This is a genomic window from Pseudomonas farris (assembly GCF_019145235.1).
GTDB classification, from domain to species: domain Bacteria; phylum Pseudomonadota; class Gammaproteobacteria; order Pseudomonadales; family Pseudomonadaceae; genus Aquipseudomonas; species Aquipseudomonas farris.
The window spans coordinates 116,932-135,850 of record NZ_JAHSTV010000003.1; the positions used below are offsets into that span (position 1 = coordinate 116,932).

General features: G+C 59.3%; 18 protein-coding genes and 1 pseudogene. 6 read left to right on the forward strand and 13 right to left on the reverse strand.

Annotated features, from left to right (window positions below; all coding sequences use genetic code 11):
- Positions 1-167 precede the first annotated feature (167 nt).
- The 8 genes from KVG95_RS06795 to KVG95_RS06830 all read right to left on the reverse strand — a co-directional run bounded on the left by KVG95_RS06795 (position 168) and on the right by KVG95_RS06830 (position 9,001).
- Positions 168-1,526, reverse strand: coding sequence for an LLM class flavin-dependent oxidoreductase (locus tag KVG95_RS06795; RefSeq protein ID WP_217855146.1), 1,359 nt, complete (start codon positions 1,524-1,526; stop codon positions 168-170).
- On the reverse strand, positions 1,526-2,719 hold the full coding sequence (locus tag KVG95_RS06800; protein WP_217855148.1) for an SfnB family sulfur acquisition oxidoreductase: 1,194 nt from the start codon (positions 2,717-2,719) through the stop codon (positions 1,526-1,528). Before KVG95_RS06800 ends, KVG95_RS06795 begins: the two co-directional genes overlap by 1 nt.
- A gap of 38 nt (positions 2,720-2,757) precedes the next feature.
- Positions 2,758-3,999 (reverse strand): SfnB family sulfur acquisition oxidoreductase, encoded by a 1,242-nt coding sequence (locus KVG95_RS06805; protein WP_217855150.1) that lies wholly within the window; start codon positions 3,997-3,999, stop codon positions 2,758-2,760.
- Between the two features lie 221 nt (positions 4,000-4,220).
- Positions 4,221-4,979, reverse strand: a complete 759-nt coding sequence (locus KVG95_RS06810; RefSeq protein WP_217855152.1) for a hypothetical protein — start codon at positions 4,977-4,979, stop codon at positions 4,221-4,223.
- A gap of 505 nt (positions 4,980-5,484) precedes the next feature.
- Positions 5,485-6,234 (reverse strand): L-cystine ABC transporter ATP-binding protein TcyN, encoded by a 750-nt coding sequence (gene tcyN, locus KVG95_RS06815; protein ID WP_008068688.1) that lies wholly within the window; start codon positions 6,232-6,234, stop codon positions 5,485-5,487.
- Between the two features lie 4 nt (positions 6,235-6,238).
- Positions 6,239-6,904: a cystine ABC transporter permease gene (gene tcyL, locus KVG95_RS06820; RefSeq protein ID WP_007903115.1), complete on the reverse strand. Its 666-nt coding sequence runs from the start codon at positions 6,902-6,904 to the stop codon at positions 6,239-6,241.
- Positions 6,904-7,698 carry a cystine ABC transporter substrate-binding protein gene (gene tcyJ, locus KVG95_RS06825; RefSeq protein ID WP_217855154.1) on the reverse strand — a complete coding sequence of 265 codons (795 nt, stop codon included), beginning with the start codon at positions 7,696-7,698 and terminating at the stop codon, positions 6,904-6,906. The genes tcyL and tcyJ overlap by 1 nt, the downstream gene beginning before the upstream one ends.
- Before the next feature lie 310 nt (positions 7,699-8,008).
- Complete coding sequence (locus tag KVG95_RS06830; RefSeq protein WP_217855156.1) at positions 8,009-9,001, reverse strand: D-cysteine desulfhydrase; 993 nt, start codon at positions 8,999-9,001, stop codon at positions 8,009-8,011.
- Positions 9,002-9,191: 190 nt separating this feature from the next.
- Here KVG95_RS06830 and epsC point away from each other — a divergent pair, with 190 nt between their 5' ends.
- Together epsC and betT are read left to right on the forward strand one after the other, a co-directional pair.
- The gene (gene epsC, locus KVG95_RS06835; protein ID WP_217855158.1) at positions 9,192-10,118 is read left to right on the forward strand and encodes a serine O-acetyltransferase EpsC; all 927 of its coding nucleotides are present in this window, start codon (positions 9,192-9,194) and stop codon (positions 10,116-10,118) included.
- A gap of 426 nt (positions 10,119-10,544) precedes the next feature.
- Positions 10,545-12,500, forward strand: coding sequence for a choline transporter BetT (betT, locus tag KVG95_RS06840; RefSeq protein WP_185047081.1), 1,956 nt, complete (start codon positions 10,545-10,547; stop codon positions 12,498-12,500).
- 26 nt (positions 12,501-12,526) lie between these two features.
- Here the strand turns inward: betT and KVG95_RS06845 are convergent, their stop codons facing one another.
- Positions 12,527-12,787 carry a hypothetical protein gene (locus KVG95_RS06845; protein ID WP_123721735.1) on the reverse strand — a complete coding sequence of 87 codons (261 nt, stop codon included), beginning with the start codon at positions 12,785-12,787 and terminating at the stop codon, positions 12,527-12,529.
- 211 nt (positions 12,788-12,998) lie between these two features.
- Between KVG95_RS06845 and KVG95_RS30305 the strand changes: the two are divergent.
- The 4 genes and pseudogenes from KVG95_RS30305 to mgrA all read left to right on the forward strand — a co-directional run.
- A pseudogene (locus KVG95_RS30305) lies at positions 12,999-13,109 on the forward strand (LysR family transcriptional regulator); the annotation flags it as partial.
- Between the two features lie 176 nt (positions 13,110-13,285).
- Positions 13,286-13,420 carry a type II toxin-antitoxin system HicA family toxin gene (locus tag KVG95_RS06850; protein ID WP_225922951.1) on the forward strand — a complete coding sequence of 45 codons (135 nt, stop codon included), beginning with the start codon at positions 13,286-13,288 and terminating at the stop codon, positions 13,418-13,420.
- Positions 13,417-13,881, forward strand: a complete 465-nt coding sequence (locus KVG95_RS06855; RefSeq protein ID WP_217855160.1) for a type II toxin-antitoxin system HicB family antitoxin — start codon at positions 13,417-13,419, stop codon at positions 13,879-13,881. Before KVG95_RS06850 ends, KVG95_RS06855 begins: the two co-directional genes overlap by 4 nt.
- Positions 13,882-14,046: 165 nt before the next feature.
- Positions 14,047-15,084 (forward strand): L-glyceraldehyde 3-phosphate reductase, encoded by a 1,038-nt coding sequence (mgrA, locus tag KVG95_RS06860; protein WP_217855162.1) that lies wholly within the window; start codon positions 14,047-14,049, stop codon positions 15,082-15,084.
- Positions 15,085-15,238: 154 nt separating this feature from the next.
- On the opposite strand, the gene tauD is transcribed toward mgrA, so the two are convergent.
- The 4 genes from tauD to tauA form a co-directional block, all read right to left on the reverse strand.
- On the reverse strand, positions 15,239-16,081 hold the full coding sequence (tauD, locus tag KVG95_RS06865; RefSeq protein WP_217855164.1) for a taurine dioxygenase: 843 nt from the start codon (positions 16,079-16,081) through the stop codon (positions 15,239-15,241).
- Between the two features lie 132 nt (positions 16,082-16,213).
- Positions 16,214-17,047, reverse strand: a complete 834-nt coding sequence (gene tauC, locus KVG95_RS06870) for a taurine ABC transporter permease TauC (protein ID WP_217855166.1) — start codon at positions 17,045-17,047, stop codon at positions 16,214-16,216.
- Positions 17,044-17,838 (reverse strand): taurine ABC transporter ATP-binding subunit, encoded by a 795-nt coding sequence (gene tauB, locus KVG95_RS06875; protein ID WP_217855168.1) that lies wholly within the window; start codon positions 17,836-17,838, stop codon positions 17,044-17,046. The genes tauC and tauB overlap by 4 nt, the downstream gene beginning before the upstream one ends.
- Before the next feature lie 16 nt (positions 17,839-17,854).
- Positions 17,855-18,832: a taurine ABC transporter substrate-binding protein gene (gene tauA / locus KVG95_RS06880; protein ID WP_217855170.1), complete on the reverse strand. Its 978-nt coding sequence runs from the start codon at positions 18,830-18,832 to the stop codon at positions 17,855-17,857.
- Positions 18,833-18,919: the final 87 nt, after the last annotated feature.

Below are 18,919 nucleotides of genomic sequence, written 5' to 3' on the forward strand. Positions count from 1 at the left end.
TTCCAGTCAATTGTTTAATGGGTGCACACATCTGTGGCGAGGGGCTTGCCCCCGTTGGGCCGCGAAGCGGCCCCAAAACCATGCAATGAGGCGTGTCAGGTAAACCGTTTCGCAGGTTTTGCGACTGCTGCGCAGCCGAACGGGGGCAAGCCCCCTCGCCACAGGGATCAGCGGCGGAACGCAGAGCCCGTATGTTGCTCAGGTAAATGCGCTTCGCCGTGAAACAGCTTTTCCCGCAGGCTGCCGTCGTCGTAAGCGGTCTTGTACGACCCTCTGCGCTGCAACTCCGGAATCACCAGCTCAATGAAATCCACATAGCTTTCCGGGGTGACGATCCGTGTCAGGTTGAAGCCATCCAGTCCGGTTTCCGCGATCCACGATTCCAGTTCGTCAGCCACCTGCTGCGGCGAGCCGACCACGGTGATGTAGCGGCCACCGAGGGCGTGTTGTTCCAGCAGTTTGCGGCGGGTCCAGTCGTTGTTTTGCAGGTTCTTGGTGGCGGACTGGATGGCGTTGCTCTTCACGTACTGGATCGGTTCGTCGAGCTCGTATTCGGAAAAGTCGATCCCGGTGGAGGCCGAAAAATGCGCCACGCCAGCCTCGGCGCTGGCGTAGCTCAGGTACTCGGCGTGTTTGGCCCAGGCCAGCTCTTCTGTCTCACCGACAATCACGTTCAAGCCCATGAACACCTTGATGTCCCAGGGATTGCGCCCGGCCTCGACAGCGCTGGCGCGAACCTTGTCTACCTGAACCCGGGTCGCCGGTTTGTTCTGACCGCTGATGAACACGCACTCGGCATGCCGACCGGCGAAGAGCAAACCGCGATCGGAACTGCCGGCCTGAAACAGCACCGGCGTGCGTTGCGGCGATGGCTCGCAGAGGTGATAACCCTCGACCTGATAGAACTCGCCCTTGTGCTCGACCTTGTGCACCTTCTCGGGTTGGGCGTAGATCCGTTGCTCACGGTCGTTGAGCACCGCGCCGTTTTCCCAGCTGCCTTCCCAGAGTTTGTAGAGCACTTGCAGGTATTCATCGGCCTGGTCGTAACGCCGGTCGTGTTCCACCTGTTCGCTCAGGCCCATGGCCTTGGCGGCGCTGTCGAGGTAGCCGGTGACGATGTTCCAGCCGACCCGCCCACGGCTCAAATGATCAAGCGTCGACATGCGCCGGGCGAACAGATACGGCGGTTCGTAGGTCAGGTTGGCGGTCAGGCCGAAGCCGAGGTTTTTGGTGACCGCAGCCATGGCCGAGACCAGTAGCAGCGGGTCGTTGACCGGCAACTGGATCGACTCTTTGAGCGGCACGTCCACCGAGTTTTGATAGACGTCGTACACACCGACGATGTCGGCGATGAACAGACCGTCGAACAGTCCGCGCTCCAGCAACTGCGCCAGTTCAGTCCAGTATTCGATGGTTTTGTATTGGGTGGAATTGTCCCGTGGATGCGTCCACAGGCCATGGTTGATGTGCCCGATGCAATTCATGTTGAACGCGTTGAGCAGGATTTTCTTTTTGGCATCAGCCATCAGATGGTCCCTCGCAATGGAGGGTTTTCATCGTTGAGGTAGTAATTGCCCACCGCGTGATATTTCCAGCGCACCGGGTCATGCAGGGTATGTACCCGAGCGTTGCGCCAGTGGCGATCCAGGCCGTGCTCGACCAAGGTCGCCTGACTGCCGGCCAGTTCGAACAACGTGCTGCCGGCGGCAAGGGAGATTTCGGTGCTGATGGCCCGGGCTTCAGCGACGGCAATCGACGCGGCGGCGACAGTCTCGGCATTAGTGTCGGCCTGGGCCAGATCGAGGATTTCTCCAGAGCGTTCCAGCAAGGCTTCGGTGGCGTGCAGGCGAATGCTCAAGTGGCCGAAACTCTTGATCGTCAGCGGGTCTTCGGTGGCTTTGTCGTTGCCGGAATCAATCCACGGCCGGGTCTTGGTGCGCACAAAATGCAGGGCATCTTCATACGCGGCGCGGGCGATGCCGGTGTCGATCGCGGCGTGGAGAATCTGCGCCAACGGGCCGACAGTGGTCGGGCGCTCGAACGCGCTTTGAAACGGAATCACGTCCTCGGCGGCGACGTAGACATCCTCGAATACCACCGAACCGCTGCCGGTGGTGCGCTGGCCGAAGCCGCTCCAGTCGTCGATCACCGTCAGGCCTTTGCTGTTGTGCGGGACGAACGCCAATTGCTGCACACCATTTTCGTCCACGACCGAGGTGGGGATACGCTGGGCGTAAATGGCGCCGGTGGCGTAGAACTTGCGACCGTTGATGCGGTAGCCGTTGCCATCACGAGTCAGGCTGGTGACGCGATCATGGGCGGTTTTGGTGCCCAGTTCCGCGAGTGCGTTGCCGAAGCGCTGGCCGGCCAACACTTCGGCGTAGAGACGTTTTTTCTGCTCATCAGTGCCGTTCACGCGCAGCACTTCGAGGGCGTAGAAATGGTTTTGTGGAATCTGTCCAAGGGAGCCGTCGGCCTGGGCGATCAGCGTGATGACCTTGGCCAGGGTGACATTGGAAACCCCAGCGCCACCGTATTCTTTTGGCACGCTGATGCCCCAAAGACCCGAACGGGAAAACACTTCCAGTTCCGGGTACGGCAAACGACGTTCGCGGTCGCGCAGGGCGCTGTCACGTTTGAAATCGTCGGCCAGGTCACTGGCGACAATCAGGGCTTGCTCATCGCTGGTGATGACCGCGACGTGGTGAGAAAGAGTCATGTGTTTCTCCAGAGATCTGGTCAAAAGGGTTCGGGTCGTCAGATCCAGGAATGCCGTGCAGGCAAGGTTCCATTGAGGTGGTAAGCGCCGACGGCGTGATACTTCCAGCGCACCGGGTCGTGCAGCGTGTGCACCCGGGCGTTGCGCCAGTGGCGGTCGAGATTGAATTCGGCGAGGGTGGCGCGGCTGCCGGCCAGTTCGAAGAGTTTTTCGCTGGCCAGCAGCGAGATCTCGGTGGTCAGCACTTTGGCTTCTGCCACGGCAATCGAGGCGCGTGCAGCGGACTCGGCGGTGAGCGGCGCGGCGTTGACCTCATCGAGTACTTGCCCGGCCTTGCGCAACAACGCTTCGGCGGCATGCAGTTCGATTTTCAGCTTGCCGATGTCGGCGATCACATAGAGGTCGTCGCTCGCCCGCTCGACCTTGGCGTCGATCCAGGGTCGTGCGCGTTTTTGCACGAACTCGATGGCGTCATCGATGGCGCCCCGGGCAATGCCGGCGTCGATGGCTGCTTGAATCAGCTGCGATACGGCGCCCTGGGTATTCGGGCTGTCATTGATCTTCCAGTTATCCACCACCAGCTCGGCGTCGACCCGCACGTTGTTGAGCAAAATGGTGCCGCTGGCGGTGGTGCGCTGGCCGAAACCCGACCAGTCATCAACGATGCGCAAGCCCGGGGTACCACGACGGACGAAGGCCAGCACTTGCTTGCCGTCGTCGTTCAGCGCCTTGACGGCCACCCAGTGGGCGAACAGGGCGCCGGTGGAATAGAACTTCTGCCCGTTGATGATGAAGCCATCGCCGTCGGCGGTGATCCGCGCCTTGAGCTCCAGGGTGTTTTTGGTCCCGCGCTCCGGCCCCGCGTTACCGATTCGCCAGCCTTCGAGCACGCTTTTGAACAGCTGTTTTTTCTGCGATTCGGTGGCGCTGCCGAGTATCAGGTTGAGAATCCCGAACTGGTTCTGAGGGATTTGCCCCAAAGCCGGGTCAGCCGCGGAAATGATCGCGAACACCGAGGCTATGGTGACGAATGAAACCTGCGGGCCACCGTACTCACGCGGGATGGCAATGCTGCCCAGGCCGCTGCGGGTGAACTGTTCGATTTCCGACCACGGCAGCTTGCGCTGCTGGTCACGTTTGGCTGCTTGCAGGCGGGCGACTTGCGCCAGCTCATGGGCAGCCTTGATGGCTTGTGCGTCGTTGCGCAAGACCTGCGCGGGCAACAACAATGGGGTGATGTCCAGATCACTCTGGACGATCGCATCTGCCAGACTGGACATCAGTGCCGCTCCTTGGCTGCACGCAATGCCCTGGCGATTTGCACTGGGGTGATTGTGTTCCGGACCATACCTACCTCACATCTCATGAAAGCGCCGCAAGTTGCGGCGAACGAAAAACACGAATGTCCGGTGGTCCGGTGCATATACCCTAAACGTGTATAAATAATTAATGAACTAACTTTTAGGAATATGTATAGAAGGTGTTATCAGACCCGATGAGCTCACGGCTTTCGAGGCTCAGCGGTCATGAGCACTGTTTTTGGTGGTACTTTCAGGTAGGGATTGGCACAGCCGATCTTCAGTGTGCGCGCCGGTGCCCACCGCGAGTTGTTACCCACGCGGTCGAGGATGCAGTAGGTCACTTCCAGTCGAAGGTCTTCGCCGGCTTCGAGAATGATCGCCGGGGGTACCCAGACCTGAATTGGCTGACCCACATCGCAAGCCTTGAGCTTGGGCAGGTCCATGCGCACATCGCCCCAGCGCAGGGTGATTTCGTCGTCGGCGGCCATGTTCAGGTAAGGCTCGATGGTCAACGGCACGCCGCGTTTGACTTGGTTTGGATTGACTCCCTGACGGCGAATGGTCTCAGGGATAAACACCGGTGCCAGGCTCTGGTTTTCCTCATCGCAAAGCAGCCGGCCGCCCGGGCAATCAAGTTTGATCTGGACGCGCGCCGCCGGTGATACCGCGGCCCCTTGCCCCACCTGCATGACCTTGTAATGGACGCGAGCAGAACCATTGGCAATGAAGCTTTCCGGCACCCGCAGGCTCACGGGGTTGCCGCCATGGTCGGGACCCAAGACATTGGAGGCCACGTAGCAGTTGTCCCAAAACAGTTCGATCAGATCGCCTTCGTCCATGCCGGGGTAGGGTGGCACGTCGATCATAAGATGAGCGGCCGAAGTGATGTTGATGCCGGCCTTCTGGCTTTGTGCCAGGGTCGGGGCTGCAAGTTCAGGTTTGTTTGAAGTGCTTGTCATGGGTTTCTCTCCTTGAAGCTTTGCCGCGAAGTCCATTTCTGAAAGATCGAAAGGCGTGAATTACCAAGCAACAAAACGATTCACTATTTGCGCGCTTAAACAATAATTGAGTGTGATGGCTGTTGCCTGTTGGAGACTAGATAAGAGTGCGCTTGAATAGGTGTCAATAGCGTTGGTTGGTTAAAGGTTAGTTCTTGCGTGATTCAGAAAGCTCCTACGCGGTGTGGTTAATAAACCGCATCGCTCTGTCGAATATAGTCCGGTATTTGGTGGGTTTTATGCCTCCGAGGCAGCAACCCTTTGAGCGCGGACAGCGAGGTGTTTTATAGATTTTAGGCGATATGAATCTGTTGCAGGACATATATATGTACCGCATAGGACGGCGGGAAGTTATTTATGATGAGGGCGAGTCGTGTAATTTGTTGAAGGCTGTCATACGCTTTTATAAAGCGGAGTTAATGTCACTTCCATCCATGGAAGTTGACTGTCTTTGAGTGGGATAGCACTAAGCGTTATTAAGAAATTTGCTGAGAAACTGCTTGGTCCGTTCCTCTTTCGGATTGGCAAACAATGCCTTGGCTTCGCCTTGTTCGACGATCACACCCTTGTCGAAAAACACCACGCGGTTGGCCACGTCCCGGGCAAAGCCCATTTCGTGGGTAACGATCACCATGGTGCGTTTCTCCTCGGCCAGGCCGCGGATGGTCGCCAGCACTTCGCCCACCAGCTCCGGGTCCAGCGCCGAGGTTGGTTCATCGAACAGGATCACTTCCGGTTCCATCGCCAACGCTCGGGCAATCGCCACACGCTGTTGCTGACCGCCGGAGAGGCGTCGCGGGTAAGCGTCTTCCTTGCCCGCCAGGCCGACCTTGGCCAACAGCTTTTTACCCAAGGCAACGGCTTCGGCACGCGGGATCTTTTTCACCACTAACGGGCCTTCGATCACGTTTTCCAGGGCGGTGCGATGGGGGAACAGATTGAAGTTCTGGAACACAAAACCCACGTGCTGGCGCAAGCGCCGTACCAGGCTCTGCTGCTGGTTCAGGGGGCGGCTGCCATCGATCTCGATGTCGCCGACCTTGATCCGGCCGCTGCTAGGCTCCTCGAGAAAATTCAGGCAACGCAGGAAGGTGGTCTTGCCCGAGCCGCTGGGGCCGATGATCGCCACCACCTCGCCTTCCTTCACCTGCAGATCGATGCCGTTGAGCACCACCTGACCCTTGAACTGCTTTGTCAGTTTTTCCACGACAATCATTGGGTCAGGACTCCTGGTCGTGCCGATTGACCCGCGCTTCCAACTGGTTCTGCAGGTGCGACAGTACAGTCGCCAGAACCCAGTAGATCAGCGCCGCGGCAAGATACATGGTGAAAATTTCGAAGGTGCGAGCGGTGATCAGCTGCGCTTGGCGGAACAGTTCCGGCACCTGAATAGTGGCCGCCAGCGCCGTGTCCTTGACCAGCGAGATAAAGCTGTTGCCCAAAGGTGGCAGAGCCGTGCGCGCCGCTTGCGGCAGGATGGCCCGGCGCAGGGTTTGCGCGCGGGTCATGCCGATACTGGCAGCGGCTTCCCACTGGCCGCGCTCGATGGAGCTGATGGCGGCACGCAGGATTTCGCAGGCGTAGGCGGCCATGTTCAGCGAGAAGCCGATCAGGGCCGCCGGCAGCGGATCAAGTTCGATACCCAATTGCGGCAAGCCGTAATAGATCACGAACAGTTGCACCAGCAACGGCGTGCCGCGAAAGAACGACACATAGATGCGGGCGATCCAGCTCACCAGTTTGAAGCGCGACAGCCGCATCAACGCCAGGCCGAAGCCCATCAGCAGGCCGAAGAACATTCCGCCCAGGCTCAGGATGACCGTGTAGTACGCGCCCTTGAGCAGAAAGGGCGCGGAGTCCAGCGCAAGTTGGAAAGCTTCTCCCATTATTGAGTGACGTCAGCGCTGAAGTATTTTTCCGAAAGCTTTTTCAACGTACCGTCGGCACGCAGCTTGTCGATGGCTTTGTTCACCGCGGCCAGCAGCTCAGGCTCGCCTTTGCGCAGGGCAACACCGGCTTCCTGGCGGGAGAACGCTTCGCCGGCAGCGGCAGTGTCCTTGGCCTTCCTGGCATATTCCAGCGCGGCCAGGCGGTCGATCAGGATGGCATCGATGCGGCCGACGCGCAGATCCTGGAACTTGGTCGGATCATCTTCGTAGGTGCGGATGTCAGCCTTAGGCACATTCTCTTTCACCCACTGCTCGTAGTTGGTGCCCAGACCTACGCCGACTTTCTTGCCGGCCAGATCGGCGGCGGTCTTGATGGTGTCTTTGTTTTTGGTCAGGGTCAGCGCCTGAATCCCGGAAACGGTGTAAGGCGTGGAGAAGTCGTACTTCTTCTTGCGCTCTTCGGTGATGGTCACCTGGTTGATCACCGCGTCCAGACGCTTGGATTCCAGGGCCGCGAGGATGCCTTCCCATTTGGTCGGCTGCAGTTTGACCTTCACGCCCAGCTCTTTGGCCAAGGCTTCGGAGAACTCGACTTCGAAGCCGCTCAGTTTGCCGGCCTCGTCGACGAAGCTGAACGGTGGATAAGTGCCTTCCAGACCGACGTTGATCACGCCAGCGTCCTTGATTTTTTGCAGCTGCTCACCAGCCACTGCCTGCCCGAGCAGACCGGCGCTCAGCGCCAGGCCCAGCGAACCCACCAGCAGATTTCGACGTAATGCGGAAAAATTCATGACAAGCCCCTGTGTTTTCTTATGGAAGACGCTTAAGGAAAGTTGGCAAATTCGGGATTTGAACGACTGCGATATCCTGCCCTAAAGCAGCTTATGCGTCTTGCTGCAAATTCGCCTGCGGCGCGACTATATGATGTTGTATTTAGATAGGAAAATACTAAATATTCAGTTTATTATTCTTTTTTGAGATATGACAAGCGTCTTCATGATCGTTCCCACGCTCTGCGTGGGAACACCTCTAGGGACGCTCAGCGTCTAGTGACGCGAGCATCACGGGCTGCATTCCCACGCAGAGCGTGGGAACGATCAGTTATAGAAAGTCTTTGTAGGCAAACAACGCCGGCGCCCCGCCGGTGTGCAGAAAGATGATCGGGCCGTCATTGAAGCGTTGGCGCCCGATGCCGTCGAGCAAACCGGCCATGGCCTTGCCGGTGTACACCGGATCCAGCAACAACCCTTCCTGACTCGCCAGCAGCTTCAGCGCCGACAATGTCCCTGCATTCGGCTCGCCATAACGCGGACCGAAATATTCGTCCCACAGTTCGACTTTGAAACTCGCCGGCAGGCTCACGCCGAGCAGTTCGGCCGTGCGCTCGGCGAGGCCCTGGACTTTCGGACGTTGAGCTTCATCGCTACGGGAAACGGTGACGCCGATCACCGGCAAATCCGGCAGTGCTTCGCTCAATGCCAGCGCCAGGCCGCTGTGGGTGCCGGCACTGCCGGACGCCAGGACCACGGCGGCGAAATTCAGCCCGGTGTCCTTGATCTGTTCAGCCAGTTCCAGGCCTGCACGGACATAACCCAAAGCGCCCAATGCATTCGAGCCACCAATTGGCACCAGATACGGCTTTTTACCGTTGCTGCGCAGACGCCCGGCCAGCGCTTCCAATTGCTCGTCGGCGTTGTCGAGGTTTTCCACCAACTCGACCTTGGCATCGAACAGGTCCAGCAACAGCCGATTGCCGTTGCCGACATAGTTGCTGTCATCGGTGCCGAGCGGATTTTCAAGCAGGGCCACGCAGCCCAGGCCAAGCTTGGCCGCAATGGCGGCGGTCTGGCGCACGTGGTTGGACTGGATCGCGCCAGCAGTGATCAACGTATCAGCACCTTGGGCCAAGGCATCGGCGGCCAGGTATTCGAGTTTGCGCAGCTTGTTGCCGCCCAGTGCCAATGGCGTCAGGTCATCGCGTTTGACGTACACATCGCGGCCCAGCCAAGTCGACAGGCGTTCGAGTTTTTCCAGGGGAGTAGGATGACCGAGCAGGTCGAGGCGATTAAAGCGGGCAAGCTGTTGTTTGATCATGGGTCCGTACTGGCGGAGGAAGATGTCAGGACTATAGGCACGGGTATTTAGTGGGGCAACTGCCAATCGCTTATAGCCAAAAGTATTGTGCACAGCACTATTGGTTCTTAATTCGGCTGCAAGCCGTTGCCGTAAAGTAATCGCGGTTAACGCGGCCAGACAGTCCGGCCGCCCGTGAGGAGTTTTTACCGTGAGCGAGCGTTCCAGCCATTGGCAATTGCAGACCATCGTCAGCCAACTGCGTACGGCGCGCGACCAGTGGCGCGCACAAAACGGCCGTGCCAGCGGCGAGCAGGGCGGCCGCGAGTTGCCGTCCCGAGCGGCCATGGCGGACATTCTCGAAGCCTTGTGTGGTGCGCTGTTCCCAATGCGATTGGGGCCGGTGGATTTGCGCGAGGAAAGTGAAGATTTCTACGTCGGCCACACACTCGACGTGGCACTGAACGCGTTGCTCGCTCAGGCCCGGCTCGAACTGCGTTACGCCGCGCGCCACAGTGCCCAGGCCGACACTGAAGTCGAGGCCAAAACCATTCAGATCATTCAGGATTTCGCCCTCGCTTTGCCGGGGCTGCGCATGTTGCTGGACACCGACGTGCTGGCGGCCTATCACGGCGACCCGGCGGCTCGCAGTGTCGATGAAGTGTTGCTCTGCTATCCGGGGATTCTGGCGGTGATTCACCATCGTCTGGCCCATCATTTGTATCGCGCCGGCTTGCCGCTGCTGGCGCGGATCAGCGCGGAAATCGCCCACTCGGCCACCGGCATCGATATCCATCCGGGGGCGCAGATCGGGCGCAGTTTCTTCATCGATCACGGGACGGGTGTGGTGATTGGCGAGACGGCGATCATTGGCGAGCGGGTGCGGATTTATCAGGCGGTGACTTTGGGCGCCAAACGCTTCCCGTCGGACGAGGACGGCCAGTTGCAGAAGGGCCATCCGCGGCATCCGATCGTCGAGGACGATGTGGTGATCTATGCCGGCGCGACGATTCTGGGGCGTATCACCATTGGCAAGGGCTCGACCATCGGCGGCAACGTCTGGCTGACCCGCAGCGTGCCGGCAGGGTGCAATCTGACCCAAGCGAATCTGCAGCATGATGATGGGACGCAGAAGTAGGGGGCAAAAATCTCTAGTGGTCTTTCTGACGCCATCGCGGGCAAGCCACGCTCCCACAGGGTTTGTGTCGAACGGTATTTCCGTGAACGACACGAAAACCTGTGGGAGCGGGCTTGCCCGCGATGGTTTCAAGGCAGGCCCAGATAATGGCATTTAGCTAATTTCCCGCCGAACGAATCCCGCAAATCCCACCTTATACCCTCCCTTGAGCTAGCACAGAAAAGCTACCGCCGAGCCCTGCGATTAGTCCTTAGCCCCCTATCCATGTTTAACTTGAACGCTCATTCAAGTTAAACCGCCGGTTTGCTGCCCGCTCACAACAGGAGGCTTGCCTTTGCCGAGTCCGTTATTGATTGCCCTGTTTCACCCCCTTGAGGTGCACCTTTCATGAGTGCATCGTCCACCCCCGCAAGCGGCCAGGTCCGCATGAATCCGCCGGTGTTTTATTTCGCGGCGACCTTTATTTTGCTGTTCGCCGTTGTCGTCATGGCGATTCCCGAACAGGCCGGTGCCTGGCTGTTGCAAGCGCAAAACTGGGCGGCCAATACGGTCGGCTGGTACTACATGCTCGCGATGACGCTGTATCTGGTCTTCGTGGTGGTCACCGCCTTGTCTGGCTACGGCAAGATCAAGCTCGGTGCCGACCACGACGAGCCCGAATTCAGCTACCTGTCCTGGGCCGGCATGCTGTTCGCCGCCGGGATCAGCATCACGCTGTTTTTCTTTTGCGTGTCCGAACCGCTGACTCACCTGGCGCAACCGCCGCAAGGCGAGGCCGGCACGGCGGATGCGGCGCGTCAGGCGATGCAGATTCTGTTTCTGCACTGGGGCCTGCACGGCTGGGGCGTGTTCGCCTTTGTCGGCATGGCGCTGGCCTATTTCGCCTATCGACATAACCTGCCGCTGGCCCTGCGTTCGGCGCTGTACCCGCTGATCGGCAAGCGCATCAACGGCCCCATCGGTTACGCGGTGGACGGCTTCGGCATCATCGCCACGGTGTTCGGCCTCGGCGCGGATATGGGCTTTGGCGTATTGCACCTCAACTCGGGCCTGGACTACCTGTTCGGCATCGCCCACACCCAGTGGATTCAGGTCGGCCTGATCACGCTGATGATGGGCGCTGCGATCATCGTCGCGGTGTCCGGCGTCGATAAAGGCGTGCGAGTGATGTCCGACATCAACATGCTGCTGGCCTGTGCGCTGTTGCTGTTTGTGTTGTTCGCTGGCCCCACCCAGCACCTGCTCAATACGCTGATCCAGAACATCGGCGACTACCTCGGCGCCTTGCCGATGAAAAGTTTCGACCTCTACGCCTATGACAAACCCAGTGACTGGCTGGGCGGCTGGACGGTGTTCTACTGGGCCTGGTGGATTGCATGGTCGCCGTTCGTGGGCCTGTTCATCGCGCGGATTTCCCGTGGCCGGACCATCCGTGAATTCGTCTTCGGCGTGCTGCTGATCCCGCTCGGTTTCACCCTGGCGTGGATGTCGATCTTCGGCAACAGCGCCATCGACCAGGTCCTCAACCACGGCATGAGCGCGCTCGGCATGTCGGCCATCGACAACCCGTCGATGACCCTGTACCTGCTGCTGGAAACCTATCCGTGGAGCAAAACCGTGATTGCGGTCACGGTGTTCATCAGCTTCGTATTCTTCGTGACCTCCGCCGACTCCGGCACCGTGGTCCTGTCGACGTTGTCCGCCAAGGGTGGTAACCCGGATGAAGACGGGCCGAAATGGCTGCGAGTGTTCTGGGGCGCGATGACGGCGTTGGTGACCAGCGCGCTGCTGTTCTCCGGCAGCATCGACGCATTGAAGTCAGCGGTGGTGCTCACCTCGTTACCGTTCTCGATGATTTTGCTGCTGATGATGTGGGGGCTGCACAAGGCGTTTTATCTGGAATCGCAGAAGCAAATCGCACAACTGCATTCCCTCGCTCCGGTGTCCGGATCACGGCGCGGTGGATGGCGTCAGCGCTTGAGTCAGGCGGTGCATTTCCCGTCTCGGGATGAGGTCTATCGCTTCCTCGATACCACGGTGCGCCCGGCGATTGAGGACGTGACCGCAGTGTTCGTCGAGAAGGGTCTGCACGTGGTCGCTCAGCCTGATCCGGCCAATGACAACGTCAGCCTGGAGATCGGTCACGGCGAACTGCATCCGTTCATCTATCAGGTGCAGATGCGCGGTTACTTCACGCCGTCCTTCGCCCGTGGCGGCATGGGTTCCAAGCAACTCAACAACCGCCGCTACCACCGGGCCGAAGTGCATTTGAGAGAGGGTAGTCAGGATTACGATCTGGTGGGCTACACCAAGGAGCAGGTCATCAACGACATCCTCGACCAGTACGAACGGCACATGCAGTTCCTGCACTTGGTGCGTTGATCTACGCGGGTGGCGCTGACGTCTTGTCAGGCGTCAGTGCTCATCGCCATGAACAACACCAGCGCCGCCACCGGCACGCCGAACACCGCGCTACCCACTACCAGTTCGGTGCTCAACGGCTGGCCGGCGTTGACCATGCCGACCGCGCCGTTGATCAAGGTCAACGCCAGCCACAGCACGACAAAGCTGAAGGCCAGGGTCTGGCGGGGGAAACCGATTTTCTCGCCGATGAACAGCATCAGCGCCAGCAGGACCAGGCCGAAGAAGATGATGATTGCTGTGTGCATGGTGAGTCCACCCTTCAGGTATGCATTGCTTTTGAGGCAGCCATCGCGAGCAGGCTCGCTCCCACATTCAACCGCGTTGCTGAATGAGAGCTCGGTCATCTGTGGGAGCGAGCCTGCTCGCGATGGGGTCACCTCGGTGTCCTTGCTACTTATTGAGCATAGGCACCGCTGCGCTTAAACCAACCCACCATTCACCCAAGCCGAATCCGGCCCACCGCGTAGCCGGGCAAGTTCCGTGTTGTATCCCCATAACAAACACATGTCGCCACGGGTTCGGGTGTTTGTGGACTGGTTGGGGGAGGGGTTTGCAAAGGCCCGATAACCGATGGTCCGCGGGCAATCTGGCTTGCTTGAGTTCGGCTAATATTTATCACAATGTGTGTCGTGTGTATTAAAGATGTGATCATCACGTAATGTGCTCAGCAGATGCTGCCCACAAGGACGAAGGTGATGCGAAGTCGGGAAATGATCAGGATGATCGAGGAGGATGGCTGATATCTGGTGGCCGTGAAAGGTAGCCACCATCAGTACAAGCATTCGTGCAAGTCAGGCAGGGTGACGATAAAGCACCCTGATTCGGATCTCCCAAAAGGGACGATCAACAGCATATTGAAACAGGCGGGTCTGAAATGAGACCCGACATCGGAAACGAGAGCCTCGAAGGGGCCACATCACAGGAAGGACTCATCGAAATGAAATTCCCGGTCGTTCTGCACAAGGATGCCGACTCAGAATACGGAGTGATTATCCCGGACGTGCCGGGTTGTTTCTCTGCGGGCGCTACTGTGGCGCAGGCATTTGAAAACGTGAAAGAAGCGTTGGCTTTGCACTATGAAGGCTTGGTCGCCGATGGTGATCCACTGCCGCAGGTGCGTGAGATTGACGCTCATCTTGATAACTCTGATTACGCTGGCGGTGTATGGGGTGTGGTCGACTTCGATATCACGCCTTACTTCGGCAAGTCGGTGCGCTTCAATGCCACGCTCCCAGAGCAATTGCTTGAGCGTATCGACCAGACGGTCAGACGAGATCAGCGATACAGCTCAAGATCTGGTTTTTTGGCGGCTGCCGCGTTGCGTGAGTTGACGGCGTAAACGTTGGGAGTGGATATCGGCTCTATGCGCTGGGTCAGATTTAATAATCTGTGAAACGTTTCAGCATTTTCTCGAGTCCGAGGTTTATCGGCGTTTGTCCAAGCGTATGCTGGGCAACTTGCAGAGCAGTCGATACCACATTCAAGTCAGACAAGAGAGGATTCGATGACATACACCGCTTCCGAAAGCCGCTACGATTCCATCCCTTACCGCCGTGTAGGCCGCAGTGGGTTGGTGCTGCCGGCACTGTCCCTGGGCTTGTGGCACAACTTCGGCGACAGCACGCCAATCGACACCCAGCGCTCGTTGCTGCGCACGGCGTTTGACCTGGGCATCAACCACTTCGACCTGGCCAACAACTACGGCCCGCCGTACGGCAGCGCCGAGATCAACTTCGGTCGTTTGCTGCGTGAAGACTTCAAGCAGTACCGCGACGAGTTGATCATCTCCAGCAAGGCCGGTTGGGATATGTGGGCCGGCCCTTACGGTCAGGGCGGTGGTTCGCGCAAATACGTGCTGGCCAGCCTCGACCAGAGCCTGCAGCGCCTGGGCCTCGACTACGTAGACATTTTCTATTCCCATCGCTTCGACCCGGACACGCCGCTTGAAGAAACCGCCAGCGCACTGGCCACCGCGGTGCAGCGGGGCAAGGCGCTGTACATCGGCATCTCGTCCTATTCCGGGGTGAAAACCCGTGAAATCGCCGGGTTGCTGAAAGAGTGGAAAGTGCCGTTGCTGATTCATCAACCGGCCTACAACCTGCTGAATCGCTGGGTGGAAAAGGACCTGCTGGACACCACCGATGAACTCGGTACCGGCGTGATCGCCTTCACGCCATTGGCTCAGGGGCTGTTGACCGACAAGTACCTCAATGGCGTGCCAGCGGATGCGCGGGTCAATCGTCCGGGCGGTGGTTCGTTGCAGGCGTCGCACCTGTCCGAAGCCAACATCGCCCATGTGCGGGCGCTTAATGAAATCGCCAAACGCCGCGGTCAGAGCCTGGCGCAGTTGGCGCTGGCCTGGACCCTGCGCGACCCACGGGTGACCTCGGCGCTGATTGGCGCGAGCCGGCCTGAGCAGATTATCGAGAACGTCGGGGCGTTGAAGAACCTGAGTTTTAGCGTGGAAGAGTTGGCGGAGATTGACCGGTTTGCCCAGGAGGGTGGTGTCAATTTGTGGGAAAAGCCTTCGACGGCTGAATAAGTGTTCGGCGCTGGATATTCTGGCGCCTGTCACATAGCGTTCGCGAGCAAGCCCGCTCCCACATTAGACCGAGTCCTTAAATAAGAATGCGATCACCTGTGGGAGCGGGCTTGCTCGCGAAGAGGCCCTCATAGCCACTGAAGAAGCTGGGTGCTCACCGAAAGAAAGGCACATCCCCCAACACCGTCGCCCGCTGCATCACCCGCCGCGCCGGGCGGTAATCATCCACCGCGTGATGCTGGGTCACGCGATTGTCCCAGAACGCAATGTCGTCTTTCTGCCAGCGCCAACGGATGGTGAACTCCGGTCGTGTGGTGTAGGCGAACAAGAATTTCAGAATCACCTCGCTTTCCGTTTCCGACAGCTCATTGATCTTCGACGTGAACCCCTCATTGACGAACAGCGACCGGCGCCCGCTCACCGGGTGCGTGCGAATCACTGGGTGCGACAGCGGCGGGTTCTTGCGCCGGGCTTCTTCCCACTGGGCCAAGGCTTCCGGTGTATTGCCATAGCGCTCCAGCGGGAACGATCGGGTGAAATCGTGAGTGGCGGTCAACCCTTCGAGCAGAGTTTTCATCGGTGCGGACAGTGCTTCATACGCCGCAATACCACTGGCCCACAGCGTGTCACCGCCAAATTCCGGCAGCAGTTTGGCGCTGAGCACTGCGCCCATGGCCGGGGTCGGCAGGAAGGTCACGTCGGTGTGCCAGATCGCGTTGTCCCGCACGTCGGTGACGGCAGTGTCGAGGATCAGCACTTCCGGCTGTTCCGGCACGTTCGGGTAGATCGGATGAATATGCAGGTCGCCGAAATAGGCGGCGAATCGCGCTTGCTGTTGCGGCTCGATCGGCTGGTCGCGGAAGAACAGCACTTGATGCTTGAGCAGCGCTTGTTCGATGGCGTCGCGTTGTTCCAGGTTCAGCGCCTGGCTGATGTCGATGCCGCTGATTTGCGCGCCTAGGGCGGAGCTTAAAGGGACGATTGTCAGGTTACTCATGGTGGTTCTCTTCAATCTGGGGCGTCGAGCTGTTTGTGGGAGCGGGCTTGCTCGCGAAGAGGCCGTGTCAGTCAACTTAGATGTTGAATGCTGGACAGCTTTCGCGAGCAAGCCCGCTCCCACAATGAATATTCAGTGAGCCTGGCCGTGCCATGGCACCAGTTTGCGTTGCAGGGCACGCAGGCCCATTTCCATGGCGAATGCGATCAATGCGATCACCAGAATCCCCAGCACCACCACATCGGTAACCAGGAATTGCGCGGCCGATTGCACCATAAAGCCCAAACCGCTGGTGGCGGCGATCAACTCGGCGGCCACCAGCGTCGACCAACCCACACCCAGACCAATTCGCACACCGGTCAAAATGTCTGGCAAGGCACTGGGCAAAATCACGTACCGAATCAACTGCGCCCGAGTCGCGCCCAGCGACTGCGCGGCGCGCAATTTGGCCGGGTCGACGGTGCGCACGCCAGTGGCGGTGGCAATCGCGATCGGGGCGAAGATCGCCAGGTAGATCAACAAGACTTTCGACAATTCACCGATGCCGCACCAGATCACGATCAGCGGCAGATAAGCCAGCGGCGGAATCGGGCGATAGAACTCGATCAGCGGATCAAGAATGCCGCGAGCGATACGGTTGTGGCCGATGGCGATACCCACCGGCACGGCGGTCAGCACCGCGAAGCCCAAGCCCAGGCCAATACGGCTGAGGCTCGCGCCCAAGTGCTGCCACAAGGTCGAATCCATGTAGCCGGTGGTCACCAGCAGCCAACCTTTTTGCAGCACGGCGGAGGGTGGCGGCAGGAACAGCGGTTCGATCAAACCAGTGGCCGTGACGGCCCACCAGATCGCCAACAATGCGATCAGGGTCAGCACGCTGATCCAGCGCGTGTTCAAACTGCGACGCAGCGGAATGACCGTCGAACTCGACTTCACCGTCGCGGCGGGAATTTCATAGGTGCTCATGCGCGCTCCTGCCGCTGGACGGCACTGCGTTGGGAAAACACTTTGGCGAGCACGTGTTCGCGGGTTTTGATAAAGCGCGGGTCGGATTTGATTGCCCGCGCCGATTCGCCAGCGGCGTAACGCTGACCGAAGTCCAGGCTCAGACGCTCGACGATTTGCCCGGGGTTGGGCGCCAGCAAAATCAGATCCGTGGCGAGGAACACCGCTTCTTCAATGTCGTGGGTAATCAGGAACACCGGTTTGGCGGTGCGTTGCCAGACCTGCAGCAACAGCTCCTGCATCTGTTCGCGGGTGAAGGCATCGAGGGCACCGAAGGGTTCATCCATCAGCAAAACCCGAGGGTCTGCTGCGAGGGCGCGAGCGAGGCCAACACGTTGCTTCTGCCCGCCCGAGAGCTGCCAGATTCGGCGATTTTCGAAACCGGAAAGGTCCACCAGCGCGAGCATTTCCCGGGCGCGGATTTCGCGTTTGTCCCGGGGGACGCCAGCCAGTTCCAGACCGAAGCCGACGTTGGCCAGCACGTCCTGCCAAGGCAACAGGGCGTCGTCCTGGAACACCACGCCGCGCTCGGCGCTCGGGCCTTTGACTGGCACGCCGTCAAGGGTGATGCGCCCGGCAGTGGGCTCGACGAAACCGGCAATCAGGTTCAACAGCGAGGTCTTGCCACTGCCGGACGGGCCGAGGGCGACCAGCAACTGCTGGGGCCCCAGACTCAGGGAAATATCCGCCAGCACAGGTTCCGTGCTGCCTGGGTACTGTGCGCAGATGCGCTCCAGCTGTAGCAAAGCCATCGCGGTTAACTCCCGATCAATTGGTGATGTATTTGGCGCTGACGTACGGCGCGTAGTCCGGCAGCACGGCCTCGACCTTGCCCTGTTCCTTGAGGAATACCGCAGTGTCGGTGATGGCCTTGGTGGTCGGCGCGCCGAGGGTGATCACCTGATCAGCCGCGAGCGGGAAGACGTTGCCTTGCAGCAGCAATGGAATGTCGCTGGCCTTGGCACCGGAGAGCTTCACCAGTTTGTCGACATTGCTTTGGTTGGCGAGCCAGGCTTTCGGGTCTTTGCGGTAGTCGGCGTAGGCATCGAGGGTCACTTTGGCGAACGCGGTGACGATTTCCGGGTGCTTCTGGGCGAAATCCTTACGCACGATCCAGGCATCGAAAGTCGGTGCGCCGAATTTGGCCAGTTCGCCCGAGGTGATCAGCACTTTGCCGTTTTCCTTGGCCACGCCGAGCGCTGGGTCCCAGACGTAGGTGGCGTCGATATCACCGCGTTTCCATGCAGCGATAATCGCCGGCGGCGCGAGGTTGAGCACGGTGACTTTCGATGGGTCGATGTTCCAGTGTTTCAGCGCGGCCAACAGGCTGTAGTGGCCGGTGGAAACAAACGGTACGGCAATTTTCTTGCCGATCAGGTCTTGCGGGGTCTTGATCCCGGAACCGTCGCGAGCGACCAGCGCTTCGGCGGCGCCGATCTGGGTGGCGATGAGAAAGGTTTCTACCGGGACTTTGCGGGTGATTGCCGCCGTCAGGGGGCTGGAACCGAGGTAGCCGATCTGCACATCGCCAGACGCGATGGCGGCAATGATGTCGGCGCCGTTGTCGAATTTGCGCCAGTCGATATTGGCGTTGGTGGCTTTTTCGTAGGTGCCGTCAGCCTGGGCGACTTTGGCCGGGTCAACGGTGGTCTGGTAGGCGACGGTCACATCTGCCGCCTGAGCCAGGAAACTCGCCGAAGCCAGAAACGCGGCGGCCAGAAGGCGAAGAGGGGAAGTCAGTTTCATCGGGAAGCTCCTTGTCAGGCGACCGAGAGTCGGCGTGAAAAGGAGACTAAATGATATAAGAATCCGAAAATAAATAACTTTTTCGAA